The organism is Gibbsiella dentisursi (genome assembly GCF_039539505.1).
GTDB classification, from domain to species: domain Bacteria; phylum Pseudomonadota; class Gammaproteobacteria; order Enterobacterales; family Enterobacteriaceae; genus Gibbsiella; species Gibbsiella quercinecans.
In genome coordinates, this window is record NZ_BAABDG010000007.1 from 49,993 (window position 1) to 68,166 (window position 18,174).

General features: G+C 50.3%; 15 protein-coding genes. 5 read left to right on the forward strand and 10 right to left on the reverse strand.

Translation table 11 applies throughout. The features are described 5' to 3' along the window. Positions 1–65: 65 nt before the first annotated feature. The 5 genes from ABFX35_RS14530 to ABFX35_RS14550 form a co-directional block, all read right to left on the reverse strand. Complete coding sequence (locus ABFX35_RS14530; RefSeq protein ID WP_095848153.1) at positions 66–1,394, reverse strand: MFS transporter; 1,329 nt, start codon at positions 1,392–1,394, stop codon at positions 66–68. 241 nt (positions 1,395–1,635) lie between these two features. Further along, positions 1,636–3,135: a xylulokinase gene (locus ABFX35_RS14535; protein ID WP_346081896.1), complete on the reverse strand. Its 1,500-nt coding sequence runs from the start codon at positions 3,133–3,135 to the stop codon at positions 1,636–1,638. Positions 3,136–3,314: 179 nt separating this feature from the next. Further along, positions 3,315–4,352: a zinc-dependent dehydrogenase gene (locus tag ABFX35_RS14540; RefSeq protein WP_346081898.1), complete on the reverse strand. Its 1,038-nt coding sequence runs from the start codon at positions 4,350–4,352 to the stop codon at positions 3,315–3,317. A gap of 30 nt (positions 4,353–4,382) precedes the next feature. After that, positions 4,383–5,192, reverse strand: a complete 810-nt coding sequence (locus tag ABFX35_RS14545; RefSeq protein WP_346081900.1) for a class I fructose-bisphosphate aldolase — start codon at positions 5,190–5,192, stop codon at positions 4,383–4,385. 97 nt (positions 5,193–5,289) lie between these two features. After that, a complete protein-coding gene (locus ABFX35_RS14550) occupies positions 5,290–6,252 on the reverse strand; it encodes a D-2-hydroxyacid dehydrogenase (protein ID WP_346081902.1) in 963 nt (320 codons plus the stop codon). A gap of 438 nt (positions 6,253–6,690) precedes the next feature. Here ABFX35_RS14550 and ABFX35_RS14555 point away from each other — a divergent pair, with 438 nt between their 5' ends. The 5 genes from ABFX35_RS14555 to ABFX35_RS14575 all read left to right on the forward strand — a co-directional run bounded on the left by ABFX35_RS14555 (position 6,691) and on the right by ABFX35_RS14575 (position 12,385). Beyond that, positions 6,691–7,902, forward strand: a complete 1,212-nt coding sequence (locus tag ABFX35_RS14555) for a CdaR family transcriptional regulator (protein WP_346081904.1) — start codon at positions 6,691–6,693, stop codon at positions 7,900–7,902. A 305-nt stretch (positions 7,903–8,207) separates the two neighbouring features. Further along, on the forward strand, positions 8,208–9,437 hold the full coding sequence (locus ABFX35_RS14560; protein ID WP_095848148.1) for a sensor histidine kinase: 1,230 nt from the start codon (positions 8,208–8,210) through the stop codon (positions 9,435–9,437). Positions 9,438–9,454: 17 nt separating this feature from the next. Then, the gene (locus ABFX35_RS14565) at positions 9,455–10,531 is read left to right on the forward strand and encodes a response regulator transcription factor (protein ID WP_121525736.1); all 1,077 of its coding nucleotides are present in this window, start codon (positions 9,455–9,457) and stop codon (positions 10,529–10,531) included. A 120-nt stretch (positions 10,532–10,651) separates the two neighbouring features. Further along, complete coding sequence (gene metK / locus ABFX35_RS14570; RefSeq protein WP_346081907.1) at positions 10,652–11,803, forward strand: methionine adenosyltransferase; 1,152 nt, start codon at positions 10,652–10,654, stop codon at positions 11,801–11,803. A gap of 69 nt (positions 11,804–11,872) precedes the next feature. Beyond that, complete coding sequence (locus ABFX35_RS14575; protein WP_346081908.1) at positions 11,873–12,385, forward strand: BMC domain-containing protein; 513 nt, start codon at positions 11,873–11,875, stop codon at positions 12,383–12,385. Positions 12,386–12,525: 140 nt separating this feature from the next. Here the strand turns inward: ABFX35_RS14575 and ABFX35_RS14580 are convergent, their stop codons facing one another. The 5 genes from ABFX35_RS14580 to ABFX35_RS14600 all read right to left on the reverse strand — a co-directional run bounded on the left by ABFX35_RS14580 (position 12,526) and on the right by ABFX35_RS14600 (position 18,165). Then, positions 12,526–13,431, reverse strand: a complete 906-nt coding sequence (locus ABFX35_RS14580) for a DUF7973 family transport facilitator (RefSeq protein WP_346081910.1) — start codon at positions 13,429–13,431, stop codon at positions 12,526–12,528. Positions 13,432–13,526: 95 nt separating this feature from the next. Continuing rightward, complete coding sequence (locus ABFX35_RS14585) at positions 13,527–14,444, reverse strand: glycyl-radical enzyme activating protein (RefSeq protein WP_346081912.1); 918 nt, start codon at positions 14,442–14,444, stop codon at positions 13,527–13,529. Between the two features lie 229 nt (positions 14,445–14,673). Then, positions 14,674–17,229 (reverse strand): glycyl radical diol dehydratase GrpM, encoded by a 2,556-nt coding sequence (gene grpM, locus ABFX35_RS14590; RefSeq protein WP_346081914.1) that lies wholly within the window; start codon positions 17,227–17,229, stop codon positions 14,674–14,676. Between the two features lie 26 nt (positions 17,230–17,255). Continuing rightward, positions 17,256–17,855, reverse strand: a complete 600-nt coding sequence (locus ABFX35_RS14595; RefSeq protein WP_121553327.1) for a DJ-1/PfpI family protein — start codon at positions 17,853–17,855, stop codon at positions 17,256–17,258. 10 nt (positions 17,856–17,865) lie between these two features. Beyond that, a complete protein-coding gene (locus ABFX35_RS14600; protein WP_095848141.1) occupies positions 17,866–18,165 on the reverse strand; it encodes a BMC domain-containing protein in 300 nt (99 codons plus the stop codon). Between the last annotated feature and the right edge of the window lie 9 nt (positions 18,166–18,174).

Here is an 18,174-nt window from a genome sequence, read left to right on the forward strand (position 1 = left end):
AAACCTCTCCACATCCGTTACAGCGTTTATCAGCTTGCCAAATAGTGAGTTAAATAAACCGAGCGTTATTTCGGCTCATCAATAATAAAGATCATGATCAATCCAATCACCGCGCAAACACCAAAATAGGTGAATACGGCGCCAAAATTCCCGGTAATATCCAATAAATAGCCCGCAACCATCGGTGAGACAAAACCACCCAAATTACCCCCACTGTTAACCAGCGATATAGCAATAGGATAATTCTTGCGATCGACAATTCCCATTGGGTAAGCGGTGAAAGCCGGCCAACCGATATTGAGCATTAACCCGACAAAAAACAGAGCGGCGGCCAGAATCGTAGTATTCCCAGGTATATTCACCATGATATACATCATGATCATCGTAGAGAAAGCAGTAAATAACATTGTCGGTTTACGCCGCCGCCCCAGCACTTTATCGGAGAACCATCCGCCAAAAATGGCACCGACAAAGCCACCGATAAACGGCATCGCGGCTATAAAACCCATTTTTATAAATGAAAAACCTTTTTCATTAACAAGATAGGAAGGTACCCATGTCAAAATACCATAAAGGATACTGACCATCATAAAGTACGCTATCGTGTTACCCCAGATGTTCCTGGATTTAAATATTTTTGCCGCTGAATCAATCGGAACAACTGATTTAGTACGGATGAATTTATCAAGCGACTGAAATTTATCGGCAATAACGATATTGCCTTCCACTTTGGCATTATCTACCGTGGCGTCTGAAGAACGGATATATTGCAGCTCGCTTTCTGAAACAAATTTACTCTCTTCAGGCCGGGATTTTACCAAGATAAACCAAAGCAATGCCAGAAATATGCCCGGTATGGCAAAGGCAAAAAATACCCAACGCCAGCCATAGGCGAGAGAGATCCAGACCACCAAGGGCGGCACAAGAATAGGTGCGAACATGGTGGAAGCAATGTAGACCCCCGTTGCCGTTGCTTTTTCTTTCGGCGGGAACCAGTTATTGATGGTTGAGGTTAATCCGACGGGCGTCGGCCCTTCCGCAACCCCCAGGCCAAAGCGGAGCCACTTAATCGCAAATGCAGAGTTGGCGGTGCCGATCAGCCACGTGAAAAGTGAAAAGCCAAGAATAGAAAACGAAATGATGCCCCGAACCCCTCTTTTCGCCATGAGAAACCCGGCGGGGATTTGGCATAGCGCATAGCCCAGGAAGAACATACTGGCTAGCGAACCGGCCTCAAAATTATTCAGCTTAAACTCTTCAACGATAAAAGGCAGAACGGCACCAATATTTGATCGATCGGCATAGTTAAGTGCATAAACAATGAATATCATAACAAGAACAAACCAACGATAATTTGTCTTTGGCTTTATTCCATTTATAGTCGCATTTATCATAATGTTACCCTACCGAGTAAACTGTTTATTTGGATATTTTCAAATTAAGGCATTTGAAAACACTGTTTTATGATCGTAATGTAAACATCTTACAACGGAGAAAACGTTATCCCTTATTGGTAAATATAAAGGCCAACATTCCCTAATTATGTTTTACAGTTATCTATCCCAATGCACGGCCTAAGACGGAAAGAACGCCAGGTAGCCTGATACAAAAACATTTCATGCAGAAAAAACAACGTCAGTTTATAAGCAACTTATGCATAACTTTTTTTAGTGATGGGTAGAGTGATTCGTAAATTTCGAAATTCTTTTCATATATCTCTTTAATTTTCAAATCACGGTTCGGCTTAAATGACACCTCATCGGTTCTGATAATAGGAAGATCCGGATCGTTAATACCGCAAAACTCACCGGCGCCCGTCGCGCCAATGATTGCCGCACCAAAAGCAGCAGCGTCGCTGCTCTGCGATATGCTGTACTCCACCTGAAGAATATCCGCTTTGATTTGAGTCCAAAGGTTGTTACGTGAGCCACCGCCAACGCTCAGAAGCTCATCCAGCGTGACGCCCCACTTCTCGTGCGCGATTTTAAGCAATTGCTTCATGCCAAAGGCGGTGCCTTCAAATGCAGCCCTGATCATATCATTGCGATCGTGAGACAAACGTAGCCCAATCCATGCGCCGGAAGCCTTAGCGTCCCAGATAGGGCTTCTTTCCCCGGCAAGATAAGGCAAATAGATTAGCCCCCTGGCGCCAGGCTCTGATGCACTCGCCAATTTCTCCAGGCTTTTATGATCGTTAACTTCAGGCCAGACAGATTGATTAAGCCAGCCAAAAGTGCCCCCCGTGGTTGACATTGCGCCATGAGCCAACCATTGGTTTGGCACCACGTGATAACGGTTCATAAAGCGGCTGTCGAAGTTTGGCGTGTCCAGGCAAAACGTAATAACCCCCGAAGTCCCGATAGATTCGAACGCGCTGCCGCCGTCGATCAAACCAACAGCAAACGCCGATGCGGCCGTATCCGCAGAACCCAGCACGATCGGAATACCACTCATTAACCCTGTCTCTTTTGATACCGCCTCGTTGACATGGCCAATCACAGAGGTGCATTGATAGATCGGCGGGAGAATATCGTGATCGAATGCCCAAAACTTCAGCAACGATGCAGACCATTTCGGCGCTCTGGCTAGCGCCACAGCCCCCGAATAGGCCGCCTGGGTTGGATCAATCCCGAGCTTGCGGCTCCCCAGTTTTAACGCTAAAAACCCATTAAACAGCACCATACGGTGCACTTTTTTCATCAATTCGGGTTGATTCTGCTGTAACCAGCCCAGCGTCCCCACCCAACATGCGGACGGGCTTGGGCTGTTACAGGTCAGACTTTTGACGCTTTCCTGATCTTCCCCGAGCGTTTGGTGAATGAAGGACTCGGAACGGCCGTCCAAATAAGTAATCGCATTGCATACCGGATTATTAGCTTTATCTAATAAAACCAACGTAGGGCACGCGACAGAAAGACCAATTGAAATAATGTTATCGACTTTGCCGGTCACTTCCTTTATCGCCGACACAACCTGTTGCCAATACTCCGACAAATTGAGTTCATGATGCCGTGAAGATTTTGAAATAATCTTTGTGTCTCTAGATGCTTTAGCCAGTAGTTCACCATGAAAGTTAAATGCGCAAACCTTTACGCTGCTACTTCCGGCATCAATGCCTAAATAGGCTTTATTCATCTTATTCACCTCCATTAGGCGAAGGCTAGGTTGTATTCCACAATAATGCGTGAACGCCGCTGGCAGTCATTGGGCTGGGGCCCAAGCCCGATCGCTACATAATCAGGCTTGAACATAGGCCCAGCCCGGCGCATTTTTTGATCATAGGCCTTAGGACAACTATCTATTACGAACACAACCTAGTTATTAATAATTATTTTTATCGCCGCACCCTCAAGGGCGCATTTAAAGGCATCTTCTACGTTTTCCAACGCAAAGCGATGACTGATCAGTTTTTCAACGTTAATTTGCCCCGAGCTAATTAACGACAAGGCCGTTCTATACCCTTCCCGGCTGAGTGCACTGGCCCCGGTAATAATTAATTCGTTATAGTGAATAATATTCACATCAATACTGGCCATATCATCTTTTGAAAAACCGGCAAAAAGGTTTATGCGGCCACCCTTGCGTGCCAGCGCGAACGATGCGTTGACCAGGGATGGAATACCAATCGCCATAATGACGACGTCAGCACCAACACCGCCGGTTTCTGCCAGCACCTTGCCATGTAGATCCTCCTGGCTGGAATCAACGACATCGTCGGCACCGCACTGCAACGCCGCCTCGCGCCGCTGTGCATTCAACTCGCTGACAATAATTTTTGATGCGCCAGATAACCGTGCCAGCATGATATGCATCAGGCCAATCGGGCCGGCCCCGACAATCACCACGGTGTCGCCCAGTTCAATGCCCACATTTTTTTGGCCATTAATACAGCAGGCCAAGGGTTCGGCCAAGGCTGCGGCGTCATGGGTAATTCCCTCTGGGATGTTAAATACATTCCCCGCTTCCAGAGCAATTGCGGGTATGCGTACGTATTCGGCAAAAGCGCCATCAAATTCATAGCCAATCGCCTGCCGGTTCAGGCACACGTTTTCTTTGCCATTACGGCAATATACGCAGGCACGGCATGGGATCACCGGATCAACAGCAATGTGATCCGCGACCTTAAATTGCCTGACGCCTTGACCGACTTCGACAACCTCACCCGAGAATTCATGACCAATCACCGAAGGGTAACGCACGCCCTTGGTTTTTTTCCCGGTGACAATACGCCCATCAGTCCCACAGATTGCGGCGGACTTAACCCGGATAACCAACTCACCGGCATTCGCCCTGGGCTTTTCAACTTCTGCCAGTTCAAGTTTATTGGCCGCGAATAACACTGCTGCTTTCATCTCATTTCCTCCAGCATAAGTAGCAAACGGTTATTTGCCGCCGGCCTGTTGATAAACAGCAATCGCCTGATCAACGCTACAGTCACTGTTAATCAGAGCATCCAAGGCTTTCACCACCGCAGTCGGGGTTTCATGCTGCCAGACAAAACGCCCATAGGTAACGCCGCCGACGCCGATATCCAGCGCCTTACGGGTATTGGTTAAGAAACTCACCAGATCGCTCCCCATATCCCCACCGGCTAATGCCACCATTGCCGGGCAACAATCAACAACTTCCTTGAACGTTTCCGCCGAGCCCGACCACAGGGTTTTGATGATATCCACGCCCAATTCCGCCCCGGCGCGTACACAATAAGCCAGGTTTTTCGGATCGAATGAATCTTCGATCATCGGCCCTTTGGGATAAATATGCGCCACTACCGGCAAGCCCACGGAACCGGCCGCTTTAGTTACCTGGCCGAGGAAGGTTAATTGCCTGGCCTGCTCTGGCCCGCCAAGAATACAACCAACGGAAATTGCATCAGCGCCAAAACGAATGGCTTCTTCAACATCTGCCACCGGGGTGTCGTATGCTTCATGATAAGGAATCGAATAGCTGGTGGCCTTCATGATGATCGACACATCGGAAGCCGCGTAAGGTGCAAATACTTTTTCAATAATGCCTTTATGCATCGTGATGGCATCTGGCTTCCCGGCAACGACCTTTTCCATCGCCGTATTAATATCGCCAATCCCCGGCAGAACGCCACGCGTGATCGGATGATCCATGGTGATCGCCAACAGACGGCCGGAATGTGAGTTCAACAAGCGGTTCATACGAATTTTTTTGCCTAAGAACATAGTATTACCTCTTTGTATTATTAAAAAACAGCATGCCTCTTCACACCAAAAATAACAGGCAGTTGAGTTATGGATTATTGGATATAACGTGGAGCAACTAATTAACCAAATTAATTGGCTCTCCAGATAAATAATCATTGATATTTTCTATCAGCTTATCGGCTAATGTTTGAATCGCCTCAAGGCTGGCCCAGGAAATATGTGGCGTCAGAATAAAATTGGGCAGTTTGGTCAGGGCCATGATCAAATCCTGCGGCGCTGGGGGCTCGTTAACCGCCACATCAAAGGCCGCGCCGGCGATCTGGCCTTGAGTTAATGCATAATAGAGCGCTTTCTCATTGACGATCCCGCCCCGCGCCGTATTAATAACCAAACAGCTCGGCTTCATTTTTTCAAACTCGGCGCTACTTATCATGTCACGGGTTGAATCAAGCAATGGGCAATGAATCGCGATAATGTCGCTCTCGCGCAATACCTCTTCAAACGGTGTATACAGCGGCCCCATGGATGAATTCCCCTTATATGCGGAGAATAAAACGTTCATTCCAAAACTTTTGGCAATTTCCGCCACGGCCTTACCTAAGACACCATCGCCAATCAACCCCAGCGTACAGCCCGACAGGTTTTTTATCGGATAATCGAAGAAACAAAACTGGCCGGCACGTTGCCAACGCCCGGCGCAAACGGCCTGATGATAGGCAATGATGCTGCGCCGCAGCGCCAACATTAGTGCAAAGGTATGTTCAGGAACCGAATTCATCGCATAATGGCGGATATTCGCGACGGAAACCCCCAGCTCTTTACAGGCCGCAAGATCAACAACATCGGTGCCTGTTGCAGCAACGGCAATAAAACGTAATTTGGCGGCTTTTTGTAAGATTTCCCTGGTGATTTTTACTTTATTGGTGATAATGATATCAGCATCATTGATGCGTAATGAAATATCTTCCGGCTTTGTACTTTCGTAAAGGACTATTTCATTAGGGGTGTTGATCTTATTTAACACAATTCCCGGCGGGAACGTTGCGTGATCTAAAAAAACAATCTTTATCTTCTCCACCTTATCACTCACCTTATCGCTGTGATGCAACAACATGTCCAATCGATGGGTTAATAATACGTGAAGGATAGAAAAAGCATTTCATGCAACTGCACAAAAATAAGGCGGGCTAATACCAATAAGCCATTCAAATGCACAAAATGACGTTATGCGGATCACACAATCATTTTCTACCGCGCGTTGTTCATCCCCGGTTCTGCGCAAAAAGAGCCGCGCCAATCTGTTATTCCGCGCAACGCGATAAAAAGCATACTTGCACAAAAAATCAGGCTATTTCGCATCTCGCCAATTTACGTTGATAAGCGCGAGCAAAAAAATGTGATGTCTTTTCCATCTTCACATTTATCCCAGACCTTTTGTGCATTTGCACAATATGCCATGCAGTTTATTACATGTAGGCTCTGTCAAATCCGTGTCTTGGCCCAAATGGAGATCCTTATGGCAGCTTATCATCTCGATGGTAGACTGGCCCAAGTTATCGTTGATCGTACGATGAAGATTATCGACAGCAATGTTAATGTGATGGACAACCGCGGCCGAATTATCGGCAGTGGCGATCAGGATCGGATAGGCGAATTACACGAAGGCGCGCTATTGGCTATCTTGCAAGAGCGCATTGTTGAAATTGACGAGGCCGCCACCCATAACCTGCACGGTGTTAAGCCCGGCGTGAATTTACCGTTACGTGTCGAGGGCAACATCGTTGGCGCCATTGGTTTAACCGGTTCGCCAAAGGCGCTACGCCGTTATGGCGAGTTGGTCTGTATGACCGCAGAAATGATGTTGGAACAGGCGCGGCTGATGCATATGCTGGCGCAAAACACCCGCCTGCGCGAAGAGCTGGTGCTGAACTTGATCCACGCCGAGAAATTCTCCCCTCCCTTGATAGAATGGGCGCCGCGGCTGGGGATTGATCTTAATCTGCAACGGGTTGTCGTGGTGGTTGAAGTCGACAGCGGCCAGTTAGGCGTAGAAAGCGCGATGGAAGAACTCCAACAATTGCAAACGTTACTGCTTACCTCTGAGCGCGATAATCTGATCGCCATTGTTTCACTTTCACAGATGGTGGTGCTTAAACCCGCGCTGAACGCTCGCGGGCGTTGGGATCCGGATATCCATCGCCAGAAGCTGCAACAGTTGCTCTCGCGCATGTCCAAAAGCAGCCAGTTGAAAATACGCCTGGCGCTAGGCAACTATTTCCCCGACGACGGCGGGATCGCCCGGTCCTACCGTACAGCCCGCACCACCATGGCTGTGGGCAAACAGCGCATGCCGGATCAACGTAGCTACTTTTATCAGGATATGGTGTTGCCGGTGCTGCTTGACAGCCTACGGGGAGGATGGCAAGCGTGCGAGCTGGTGCGCCCACTGGCCAAACTGCGGGGTATGGACGGTAATGGCCTACTGCGGCGCACCCTGGACGCCTGGTTCGCCAACAACGTCCAGCCCAGCTCTACAGCCAAAGCTTTATTTATCCATCGCAATACCCTTGAATACCGCCTTACGCGCATCTCGGATCTCACTGGCCTTAACCTGAGTAATTTTGACGATCGGCTGTTGCTTTACATCGCCCTGCAGTTGGATAACGGCAAGCCGGAACACGCCATGGCCGGCCAGCAGTCTGATTTACGACTATCTTCCCATTTCTAGGCGCACAGCCGCATCGCTGATTTCCCGGCCCGCCAGGCTACATGCGACAACTTTTTGGTTACGGCCTGGCGCATAAAAAAGCGTCTTTTCGCGCCGGCCTCATTAGGGCAGTTTCACTTGCCAATTATGTCTACAAAGGCAATGTCTTAATTTACCTTTTGATAACACGCGCGAAACATTAAATAATCGATAGGTTCGGTTGCCGATTTTATATTTCTCTGCTGTGACCCGTTTCAATATTTTCTCTGGAAAAATCGTATACATTTTATGGGTAATTTTATTTATTTGTCCTGCAGGTGGATCATATGAATAATAAATATAAGCTGCACGAATTCCTTGATGTAAAAAGGCTGCAGACACTTCAGGATAATTTCAGTAAGTCGATGATGATTGCACTTGTCGTTGTCGATGAAAACGGCGTCCCGGTCACTAAACCCAGCGGCTTTTCTGATTTTTGCGCCCGCTCCCGCATGACCCCTGCTCTGGCAAACCATTGCTATGAGAGTGACGATGCGGGTGGCCGCTCGGCAATGCTGGCGGGCAAGCCGGTGGTTTATCGCTGTTACTGCGGCTTTGTCGAGTTTGCCGTGCCGATTATGATTAACGATCATTATCTTGGCGCATTTATATCCGGGCAGGTAAAAGTCGAACAAGAAATTGAACAAACGATACCTTATATTCTCGATAATACGGCCATTTGGCAAGAAATCCCCAGGTTGGTTAATTTGCATCAGAATACGAAACGTATGCCCTATGAACGTTTCGAATCGACTGCATATACCCTGCTACACGTTTCGTCCTATCTGGTTGAACAGGCGCATGCCAATAATATTCAGCGGGAGCTTCATAAAAAGGATCTTGAATTAACCGATGAACTGCGCAAGCGGGTTGAAATAGAACGCTCACTGCATGAAGCTGAGTTCAAAGCCTTATCCTATCAGATCAGCCCACACTTCTTATTTAACGTACTAAATACCATTGGCCGCCTGGCTTTTTTGGAAGGCGCGCAGCGCACCGAAACAATGGTGCATGACTTCTCCGATATGATGCGTTATTTACTACGTAAAAATAACCATGGGTTAATAACGCTCAGGAATGAAATAAATTATGTCACGAGCTACATGTCGATTCAAAAAGTCAGAATGAATGACAGGTTCAATTATGTATGCGATATACCAGAAAAATACCTGGATATCGTTTGCCCCTTCCTGATATTGCAACCCCTGGTTGAAAACTTTTTCAATTACGTAGTGGAGCCACGTGAAATAAGTAGCCAATTGGTTATCCGTGCTACTGACGATGGCCATGATGTCATTATCGAAGTCAGCGATAATGGCGATGGTATTTCCGCACAAGACATTGATAATATTTTATCCGGCGATGAAACCCGCCGGAAAGGTGGGATCGGCATTAATAATATAAAAAACCGACTCCAGCTATTATTCGGTGAAAGCTATGGTTTGGAAATAATAAGTCCACATAAACCGCAAATGGGCACCACGATAAAACTACGATTTCCAATGCTACAGGCCTAAGATGCCGGGGATAGATTATGTATAATATAGTGATTGTCGAAGACGAACATATTGAGTCCGAAGCGTTACGCAGAATCATCTCGCGCTGTGTCGAAAATTCGGTGATCCACGAAGCCGCAACCGGCAAAAAAGCGATTCAGCTTATCGATCAGCTCAACCGAATTGATATGATGTTTGTAGATATCAATATCCCGTTGCCCAACGGCAGCCAGGTGATCCAATACCTAAGGAGAAACAATAACGAAACCAAAGTCATTGTGACAACGGCCAATGATGACTTTGATATTGTACGCAGCATGTTGAATCTGAATGTCGATGACTATCTGCTAAAGCCGGTTAAACAAAGTACGCTGACCGCCACCATTAAAAAAACGCTTAACCATAGCGATGACGATAATGCGATTTCCCGTGAGATGAAGCAAAAAATCGCTGCGCTTATTGATGCTTGCAGTTACCGGCAGTGGCATGATTATTTGTTCGACACGCTCAATGGCAAGCAGAGCGCCACACCGGGCGAACAGAATAAGGCCTTCAGCGATTTTCTTGAGGTGCTTAATCAATACCTTGCAGGAAAAGAAGAAAAAATCAGCGCGCTGGGCAAAAAGGTGGATAACGTGATCCATGAGGTGGCCTTGCATGGGCTCACCAGCCACAGTTATTACCGCATTATGCTGGCGATGTTGAGCATCAGCGAAGAGATCTTCGATTACAGCTTTAAACACCTCAACGCCAATATGGACTTTGTCGAGCGAGCGAAATTCCATATTGAGAAAAATATATTGAAAAACATCACGTTGGATGACATTGCGACCCACGCTTTCGTCAGCTCATGCTATCTGAGCCGTGCCTTTAAAAAAGCGACCGGCACGGGTTTTTCCAACTATATCGCTAACCGAAAAATGGCGATCGCCAAATCGCTATTGCGGTTTAGCGATCTCAAGGTGAACACCATTGCATTAGAGTTATCCTATCAGGACGCCAACTATTTCTGCCGGATATTTAAAAAAGAAACCGATATGGCGCCTTCAGATTATCGCAAGGCGTGCTTACCGGCGCCGCATGCCGCGGGCGGGCAACCCTGCCATGCCTGTTAATTTTGTACCAATGCCAGGAGGGAAAACAAAAAAGTCCACCATGCAGGCAATATAGTTCACGCTAACGCTTTACGCTTATTTATATAATCGGATCAAACCATTATAACAAGCGGCGTTGGCGTGAATGACTCTCTGTTTACCTCAGAATCGGTGGCCGAAGGGCACCCGGACAAAATGGCCGACCAGATTGCGGATGCAATACTGGACGCCATCCTGTTGCAGGATCCCTGGGCCAAAGTCGCCTGTGAATGCCTGCTCAAAACCGGCGTCGCTGTTGTAGCCGGTGAAATATCCACCCACGCCACCGTGGATATTGAACAGATCGTCCGCAACACGATCAGAGATATTGGCTACGTGGGTTGCGGCGTGGGCTTTGATGCACTCACCTGCGGCGTGTTGAATATCCTGGGCAAACAGTCTGGCGATATCGCGCAAGGCACCCGCGGCGAATCCCCGCAGCACCTGGGCGCCGGCGACCAGGGCATAACCTTTGGTTACGCCTGTAATGAAACAGCGGAATATATGCCGGCGCCGCTGATATACGCCCACCGCCTGATGGAACGCCAGGCGTTACTGCGCAAATCGCGGCGCCTGCCGTTTCTGTTGCCCGATGCCAAAAGCCAGGTGACGTTGCGCTATCACCAACGTAACGTGCAATACGCCGATGCCATCGTGGTTTCCACACAGCACTGTGCCGATATTTCGCTGGCAGCGCTGCGCGAGGCGGTCGTCGAAGAGATTATCAAGCCTGTTATTCCCTCCCATTGGCTAACCCCGGCCACCCGCCTGCTGGTTAACCCCGCCGGGCAATTTATCATCGGTGGCCCGGTTGCGGACTGCGGCCTGACCGGGCGAAAAATTATCGTCGACACCTACGGCGGTGCTGCCCGCCACGGCGGCGGCGCATTCTCAGGGAAAGATCCCTCCAAGGTTGATCGTTCCGCCGCCTACGCCGCACGCTATGTGGCAAAAAATATCGTCGCCGCCGGGCTGGCTTCGCACTGTGAGATCCAACTTGCCTGGGCTATTGGCGTGCCGCACCCGGTGGCGCTGAGCGTAGAGACTTTCGGCAGCGGCAAACTGCCCGCAGAGAAATTGCAGCAGTTGGTCTATCAGCATTTTGATCTTAGCGTTTTCGGCATGATCCAGATGCTGGATCTGTTGGCGCCCCGCTATCGCCAAACGGCTTGCTACGGGCATTTTGGCCGGGAAATTTTTCCCTGGGAAAAGACGGATAAGGCAGAAATATTACGTGAAGATGCCCAACGATAACGGGTTATACGCCGCTAGGCTGGGGCGGCCAGAGATGCCACATCATGAATACATCAACAGGAGAAGGTTATGACCGGGCAAAGTTTAGGTTTGATTGAAACCGTCGGCCTGGCCGCGGCAATAGCAGCGGCGGACGCCGCCGTAAAATCCGCGAATGTCAGCGTGATGGGTTATGAACTCACCAAAGGCGGCGGCCTGGTGACGGTCAAACTGGAAGGCGAAGTTGGCGCAATCAACGCCGCCGTGGCTGCGGCGATCGTGGCCGCCGGCAAGGTTGGCCAGGTTTATGGCCACAGGGTTATTGCCCGTACGGCGCAACATATTGCCAGCCTGGTTCACTCGGCCGAAACGATCGGCCAGGCGCCCGCGCAACAGGCGCCGGCAACCCCCGCAAGCGATAAGATCCCCGTGGTCAACGTTGAGCCTGATCTGGCAACATCCTGCCTGGAAAGCGTGGAAGCAACTCCCCAACCCACTGCAGCAGAGGCACCGCCGGCCGTAGAACCACCAGCCGCTGAGCCAGAACCGGATGGCGCGAAGAAAAACACGCGCCCTACAGCCAAAAAAGGCGGCAACAAATAACCCCCAGGCAAGAACCAGCGCATTTAACCTTTTACCCCGCCACCCGCAAGCTGGCGGGGTTTTTCTTGCTATTGATTATCAAGAAATAGCGCGGAGTAAAAACAAGAGAGAGGCCGGCAGAGAACCTGCCGGCGGTGCCGTTACAGCAAAGGCAATAGCGTGAAGAACCCAAGCATCGCCAACAGGTTAACCAGGGTGGTCATGATCGCAATGGTCATCGCGGGCGGATCGATATGGGTATCGCCGTGCACCAGGAATACGCGCGAGACAAACTCCCCCAACAGGGCGCACAGCAACCCGACAATCGCGGCCCAAATCAGGCTTTGTGAAAACACCGCGGCAAGGGCTGCAGGCAACGCAATATGATGTGATACCGGCACCTGGGTATTAAAGTGCAAAAAGATCAGCGAAAATGCCGAGAGGCCGAACGCCAGCAGCGCCCCATCCCCGCCGAACTTGTGGCCGAGATACCCCGCCATCAGCCCTATGCCCACGCCGAGCACCGACAACTGCGGAATACGGCTGTGGTACGGCATCCAGCATTTGTCCTGCGGCGGGTAGCAATGGCGGATCCCCAGCTCCGGTTTGCCCAACAGCCCCGTTTTACCAAAGGCCAGGCGCACCACCATACCGGAGATCACCACGGTTAATGCAACGGTATCCGTCCAAGCGTAGCCCGGCGCAAAGGCAGGGATCTGATTTAATCCCCAGGCAACCGCATAACCCAGTACGCCAAATATCCCGCCAATCAGTAATACGTCGTATGCGCCTAAACCGCTTAGCCCCGCGGTAATATCACGCCCGGAGCTGAGCATCCCTTTCTTTGCCGCATAGGCCGTCGCTGCAACGCCGGCTGCAAACCCGCCGGTATGCGGGCCAAAAAAACCGAACGGAAATAGAATGAAGTCCGAAGGTGCGCCGGTAATAATCTGAACAATAGCCATCACAATGACCAATATCCCAACAAATTCAAACGCGGCCAGCGCCCCCACGGCGGCGCCGAAAACCCCGCCGCCAAATGCGACTAATATATCGAAGCTATTCATATAGCTTACCTCTTTAATTATTGGAAGAAATAAGATGTCTACGAAAGAAAATAGGGTTACCGCTGGCCGAAATGCATATTATTATGGATATAGACTCAGCCGCCGATCTGGCATTTAAACCCTAAAGACTCAACTTCTTTTTTTAATAGCGCCATTTTTTTGTCATCGGTCTTCTGTGCATCCCCCATGGGATATTCCCGCCCCAGCAGGCCATATTTATTTTCACCAAACACGTGATACGGCAACAAATGGAGGGTATCGACATTTTGCATTAACCGCGCAAATTCAGCGATGCTGTGAATCTCTTCGGGATTATCGTTTACCCCAGGCACCACCGGAATGCGTACAATCACTTTGGTGATTAGCGAAATACGGATAAGGTTTTCCAGAATCCGGCTGTTATCCACGCCGGTATTGCATTTGTGCACCGCAGGGTTAATCGCCTTGATATCCGTCAGGGCAAGATCGACATACGGGAAAACATCTTCAATCACTTCCCGGGTTGTGAACCCGGTGGTTTCGATGGCGGTATGCCAGCCCTTCTCTTTGCAGGCCTTCAGCAGTTCACGCGCAAACTCTGGCTGCGCCAGCGGTTCGCCGCCGGAAAGCGTCACCCCACCGCCGGAACGGCGATAAAGATTCTCCTCTTTTTGCAGCTCGCGCATCACCTCCGCCACCGTCATGCGTTTGCCTTTCATTTCCAGCGCATGCGTCGGGCAAACCTGGGTGCATTTGCCGCACTGAATACAGCGTTCACGATCAACAAAGAAAAGATTATTGACTGAAAGCGCCTGCTGCGGGCAAACCTCAATGCATTTGCCACAGTGGATACAGTCGTTTTTCTTGTAGATTAATTCAGGCTGTGGCCGTTGCGATTCAGGATTACTACACCATTTACAGGCCAGCGGGCAGCCTTTTAGAAAAGGAATCGTGCGTATCCCGGGGCCATCGTGTAAAGAATAACGTTGAATGTTAAATAAAACGCCTTCAGTATCGTACTGAACTTTATTCATAACATTGCTCTTAATAAACATTGCGGGGAATAAATACACGGAAATTACCCGCAAGATATTTAGATGCCGATTCGCCGCCAATAAAATAGCCAAGACGGCGAGCGCACGAATTTATGTTGGTAATACCACCGCGATTAACGGTGGCAAGCCGCAGGGCATGCTGTTATTCGGCCCGTCCTGGGCCGGTTAGCGAATCCATCAGCGCACGCGCCGTTTTACTGACTACGCATCAGAAGTGATGTTCAGTACGGCTGATAATGTCGTCCTGAACTTCTTTCGCCAGCACCACGAACTGCGCGCTATAGCCCGCAACGCGTACCACCAGATCCTGATGCTGCTCGGGATTTTTCTGCGCCTCGATCAGGGCATTACGGTCGATAACGTTGAACTGCACATGCATGCCCTTTTTATCAAAATAGCTGCGCACCAGGCCGCTAAAGTTACGCAAACCACTCTCCCCGGCCAATGATGAAGGCAGGAATTTTTGGTTATACAGCGTCCCGTTCGAAGCGATAAAGTGATCGAGCTTGGCTACCGAGTTTGCCGCAGCCGATGGCCCCAGGATATCCTTACCCTGGCGCGGTGACACCCCATCTGCCAACGGCGCTTTGGCCAGGCGGCCATCAGGCAGCGCCCCCACATCTTTACCGAACAGCACGTTGGCGGACACCGGGTAAATCCCCGCCTGGAACTGCCCCCCGCGTGGGTTGGTGTATTTCTCCACTTCCTGGCAGTAAATCAGCGAACACTGGCGGGCAACAAAATCGACATCGTCAATATCATTACCGAAGCACGGCGTGTCTTCCATGATGCGGCGAATCTCTGCATAGCGCGTGCCGTTGCCCGCGCCCGCCGCGGATGGTGATGCGCCATCAATGGAAAGCTGGCGGTAGACCTCTTTTTTAATCGCGGCAGGATCCAACGCGCCGTGCTGATCGATGATGCGTTTCACTACCGCATAAATATCCTGTTCGCCCAGCGCGGCTTTGCCTGCCGCCGCATGCGGCGCGCCGCCGATCGGATAGCCATAGTTGGTATCCAGCGCGCTTTTCAGCTCATCAAGCGTCACTTTGCGGTCTTCAAACACCTGTTTTTGTATCGCATACACCGAATCGCCCGTGTCGGCGACGCCAAACGCCTGCGGGCCGGTGAAGTTATAAATCGCGCCCCCTTCCTGCAACGATTTACCGCGGCCGATACAATCATCCACCAGGGCCGAGAGAAACGGCAGCGGGCAACGTTCGCCGTGGGCGATGTCGACGCTGTTACAGGCTTCCACCAGTTGGTGCACGAAATGCGCCATTTGTTGACGGAAGGCCGTATAGAAATCATCCATACTGGTGTACTGCGTCATATCGCCGGTGGCCGGGCCGATCTGTTTATTCCCCGCCTTGCCGTTGTTCAGCGTAATCTCCAGCACCTTAGCCACATTAAAGAACGCAGCGTCATGCCAGCCCTCAGTGCGATGCGGCGCCTGCGGCTCTACGCAGCCGATAATGCAGTAATCACGGGCGTCATGCAGCGATACGCCGCGGTTTTGCAGCGCCGGAATAATCACTTCGTCGTTATACATCGCCGGCACGCCCAGCCCCAAACGCACCAGCTCGCACGCGCGATACAGGAATTCATCCGGCGTGCCCTGCCAGACGCGAATAGAGAATGAAGGCTGCGGCAGGCGCACGTGTGCCGTCGCCTCCATGCACATGTAGCTCAGATCGTTGGTGGCATCGAGGCCATCTTCCGTCTGCCCGCCAACACACAGGTTCTGGAATACGGCATAGCCGGCAAACGCCTGGGCCGAAATTTCATCACGCGTTTTGTTAATGTCGTTGAGTTTGATCCAACAGCAGTCCACCAGCTCCTGTGCGAACTCTTTCGAGATGGATTTATCCGCCGCCAGATAAGGATACATATATTGGTCGAAGCGCCCGGGCGAGATGGAATGGCCGCTGGATTCAATTTGCAGCATGCACTGAACAAACCAGAATGCCTGGCAGGCTTCCCAGAAGGTGGTGGCGCCGAATTCCGGCACGCGGCTGCAGTTTTGCGCGATTTGCTCCAGCTCGCGCTTGCGCGCCGGGTTGCTCTCTTGCTGGGCCAACTGCGCCGCCTGTTGAGCATAACGCTGCGCAAATTTGATGGCGGCGTTATAGCTGATGATAACGGCGTGGTAGAACTGCTCTTTCTTGATATAGCCGGAGGAGCTTCTATCAAGCTGCTCCAGTGCTTTGGTGGCGGCATTGATAATGCCGCGGAAGCCGATTTTCAGCACCTTGCCGTAGTCCACGCTGACGTGGCCGACGCCGCCATAAAAGTAGTTGCCCACGGTAAACACGCCGTTGGCCATACTCTCTTTGGTGCCTTCAGACATATACGATGCGGCCAACGAACTGGTGGTTTTACCCGGCCAGTAGTTAAATGCCGCCTGCAGTTCCTGCGCCGTTTTCTCTGGAATAATGAAAGGATCTGCTACGCGTGAACCCATGGTGCCAAATTCTTTCGCTACCCAGTCGAAGGAGAACTCCGGGCAGATTTCTGTTGAGCGTGGGTTAATGGTAACCGCACCGACGATAAGTTCATCAGGCCGAATAGTCACCGGCAATTCGCTAAAGATCTTTTCGACCACTTTCGCCCGGCGCATGATTGCCGGTAGCGCTTCAGATGCTTTATAAGCCTCTGTCGCCAGCACTGCGCGCTCTGATTCAACATACGGTTTAGCATGCAGGATCATATTCTTGAGCTTGACAACACGATCGGTCGGATGAGTAAAACCTTTCTCTAACATACAATAACTCCCGAAAATTAATTTTGTTAACCTTGCGGCAGTGCAGGGTGCTTATGGATAATGTTCACGCCAAGCAGAGTAATAAACTGGCGCAGTATTGCCGGATGCCCCATCCAGGTGGTTGCGGTAATTAAATTGCCGTCAATAACCGCTTCATCATCAGCCGCATTCATCCAGATGCCACCCGCCAACTCTATTTCAGGTTTTACTGTGAAAAATCCCGTTAAGGTTTTTCCTTGCAGCACGCCGGCGGCGGCTAATATTTGCGGCCCGTGGCATATTACGGCTAACGGTAATGAGAAGTTCATTGCATAGTGGACAATATTCAAGACGGATTTATTCAGCCGAAGATATTCCGATGAACGCCCGCCCGAAATATAAAAGCCACAGTAATCTTGTAATTTTATTTCATCGAAAGAGGCCGTTAGCCGGAATAAGTGGCCGGGTTTTTCGCTGTAAGTCTGGTCGCCTTCAAAATCATGCACGGCGGTTTTAATAAACTCCCCGACTCTTTTCCCCGGGCACACTACATCCACTCTGAAACCCAACATGCTTAATGCCTGCCACGGCACCATGACTTCGTAGTCTTCGGAAAAGTCGCCTGCGAGCAATAAGATTCTTTTCATCATGAGATTCTCAGAAGTGGCTGTCATCATCCTCAATGGTTCGCATGGCTTCATTGACGGCGGCGACTTCGCCGAAAATAGCCAGGGTGGTCACATGCTGCGGGCAACTGCCGAAGATCTCCGACACCACAACGTGCGCGCTTTTACTGGCCATATCGGCATAAAAATACAGGTCAGGCACCGGCAGCATAATCAGGCCAATCGCATCAATTCGAATCAAATCCAGCCGCGAACGAAATTCCCCCGGCATCCGGCGTTTTAACATGGCCAACACTTCCGGCGCCGGCGCATTAATGATGCGTTTTTTCATCTGGCTATG

What these genes read in the sequence shown, in the direction of transcription:
- ABFX35_RS14545 (WP_346081900.1), bottom strand. Translation starts at nt 5,192, where the DNA reads ATGTTCTTAGGCAAAAAAATTCGTATGAACCGCTTGTTGAACTCACAT.
- ABFX35_RS14565 (WP_121525736.1), top strand. Translation starts at nt 9,455, where the DNA reads ATGTATAATATAGTGATTGTCGAAGACGAACATATTGAGTCCGAAGCG.
- ABFX35_RS14535 (WP_346081896.1), bottom strand. Translation starts at nt 3,135, where the DNA reads ATGAATAAAGCCTATTTAGGCATTGATGCCGGAAGTAGCAGCGTAAAG.
- ABFX35_RS14540 (WP_346081898.1), bottom strand. Translation starts at nt 4,352, where the DNA reads ATGAAAGCAGCAGTGTTATTCGCGGCCAATAAACTTGAACTGGCAGAA.
- ABFX35_RS14600 (WP_095848141.1), bottom strand. Translation starts at nt 18,165, where the DNA reads ATGAAAAAACGCATCATTAATGCGCCGGCGCCGGAAGTGTTGGCCATG.
- ABFX35_RS14560 (WP_095848148.1), top strand. Translation starts at nt 8,208, where the DNA reads ATGAATAATAAATATAAGCTGCACGAATTCCTTGATGTAAAAAGGCTG.
- grpM (WP_346081914.1), bottom strand. Translation starts at nt 17,229, where the DNA reads ATGTTAGAGAAAGGTTTTACTCATCCGACCGATCGTGTTGTCAAGCTC.
- ABFX35_RS14585 (WP_346081912.1), bottom strand. Translation starts at nt 14,444, where the DNA reads ATGAATAAAGTTCAGTACGATACTGAAGGCGTTTTATTTAACATTCAA.
- ABFX35_RS14575 (WP_346081908.1), top strand. Translation starts at nt 11,873, where the DNA reads ATGACCGGGCAAAGTTTAGGTTTGATTGAAACCGTCGGCCTGGCCGCG.
- ABFX35_RS14555 (WP_346081904.1), top strand. Translation starts at nt 6,691, where the DNA reads ATGGCAGCTTATCATCTCGATGGTAGACTGGCCCAAGTTATCGTTGAT.
- ABFX35_RS14530 (WP_095848153.1), bottom strand. Translation starts at nt 1,394, where the DNA reads ATGATAAATGCGACTATAAATGGAATAAAGCCAAAGACAAATTATCGT.
- ABFX35_RS14580 (WP_346081910.1), bottom strand. Translation starts at nt 13,431, where the DNA reads ATGAATAGCTTCGATATATTAGTCGCATTTGGCGGCGGGGTTTTCGGC.
- ABFX35_RS14595 (WP_121553327.1), bottom strand. Translation starts at nt 17,855, where the DNA reads ATGAAAAGAATCTTATTGCTCGCAGGCGACTTTTCCGAAGACTACGAA.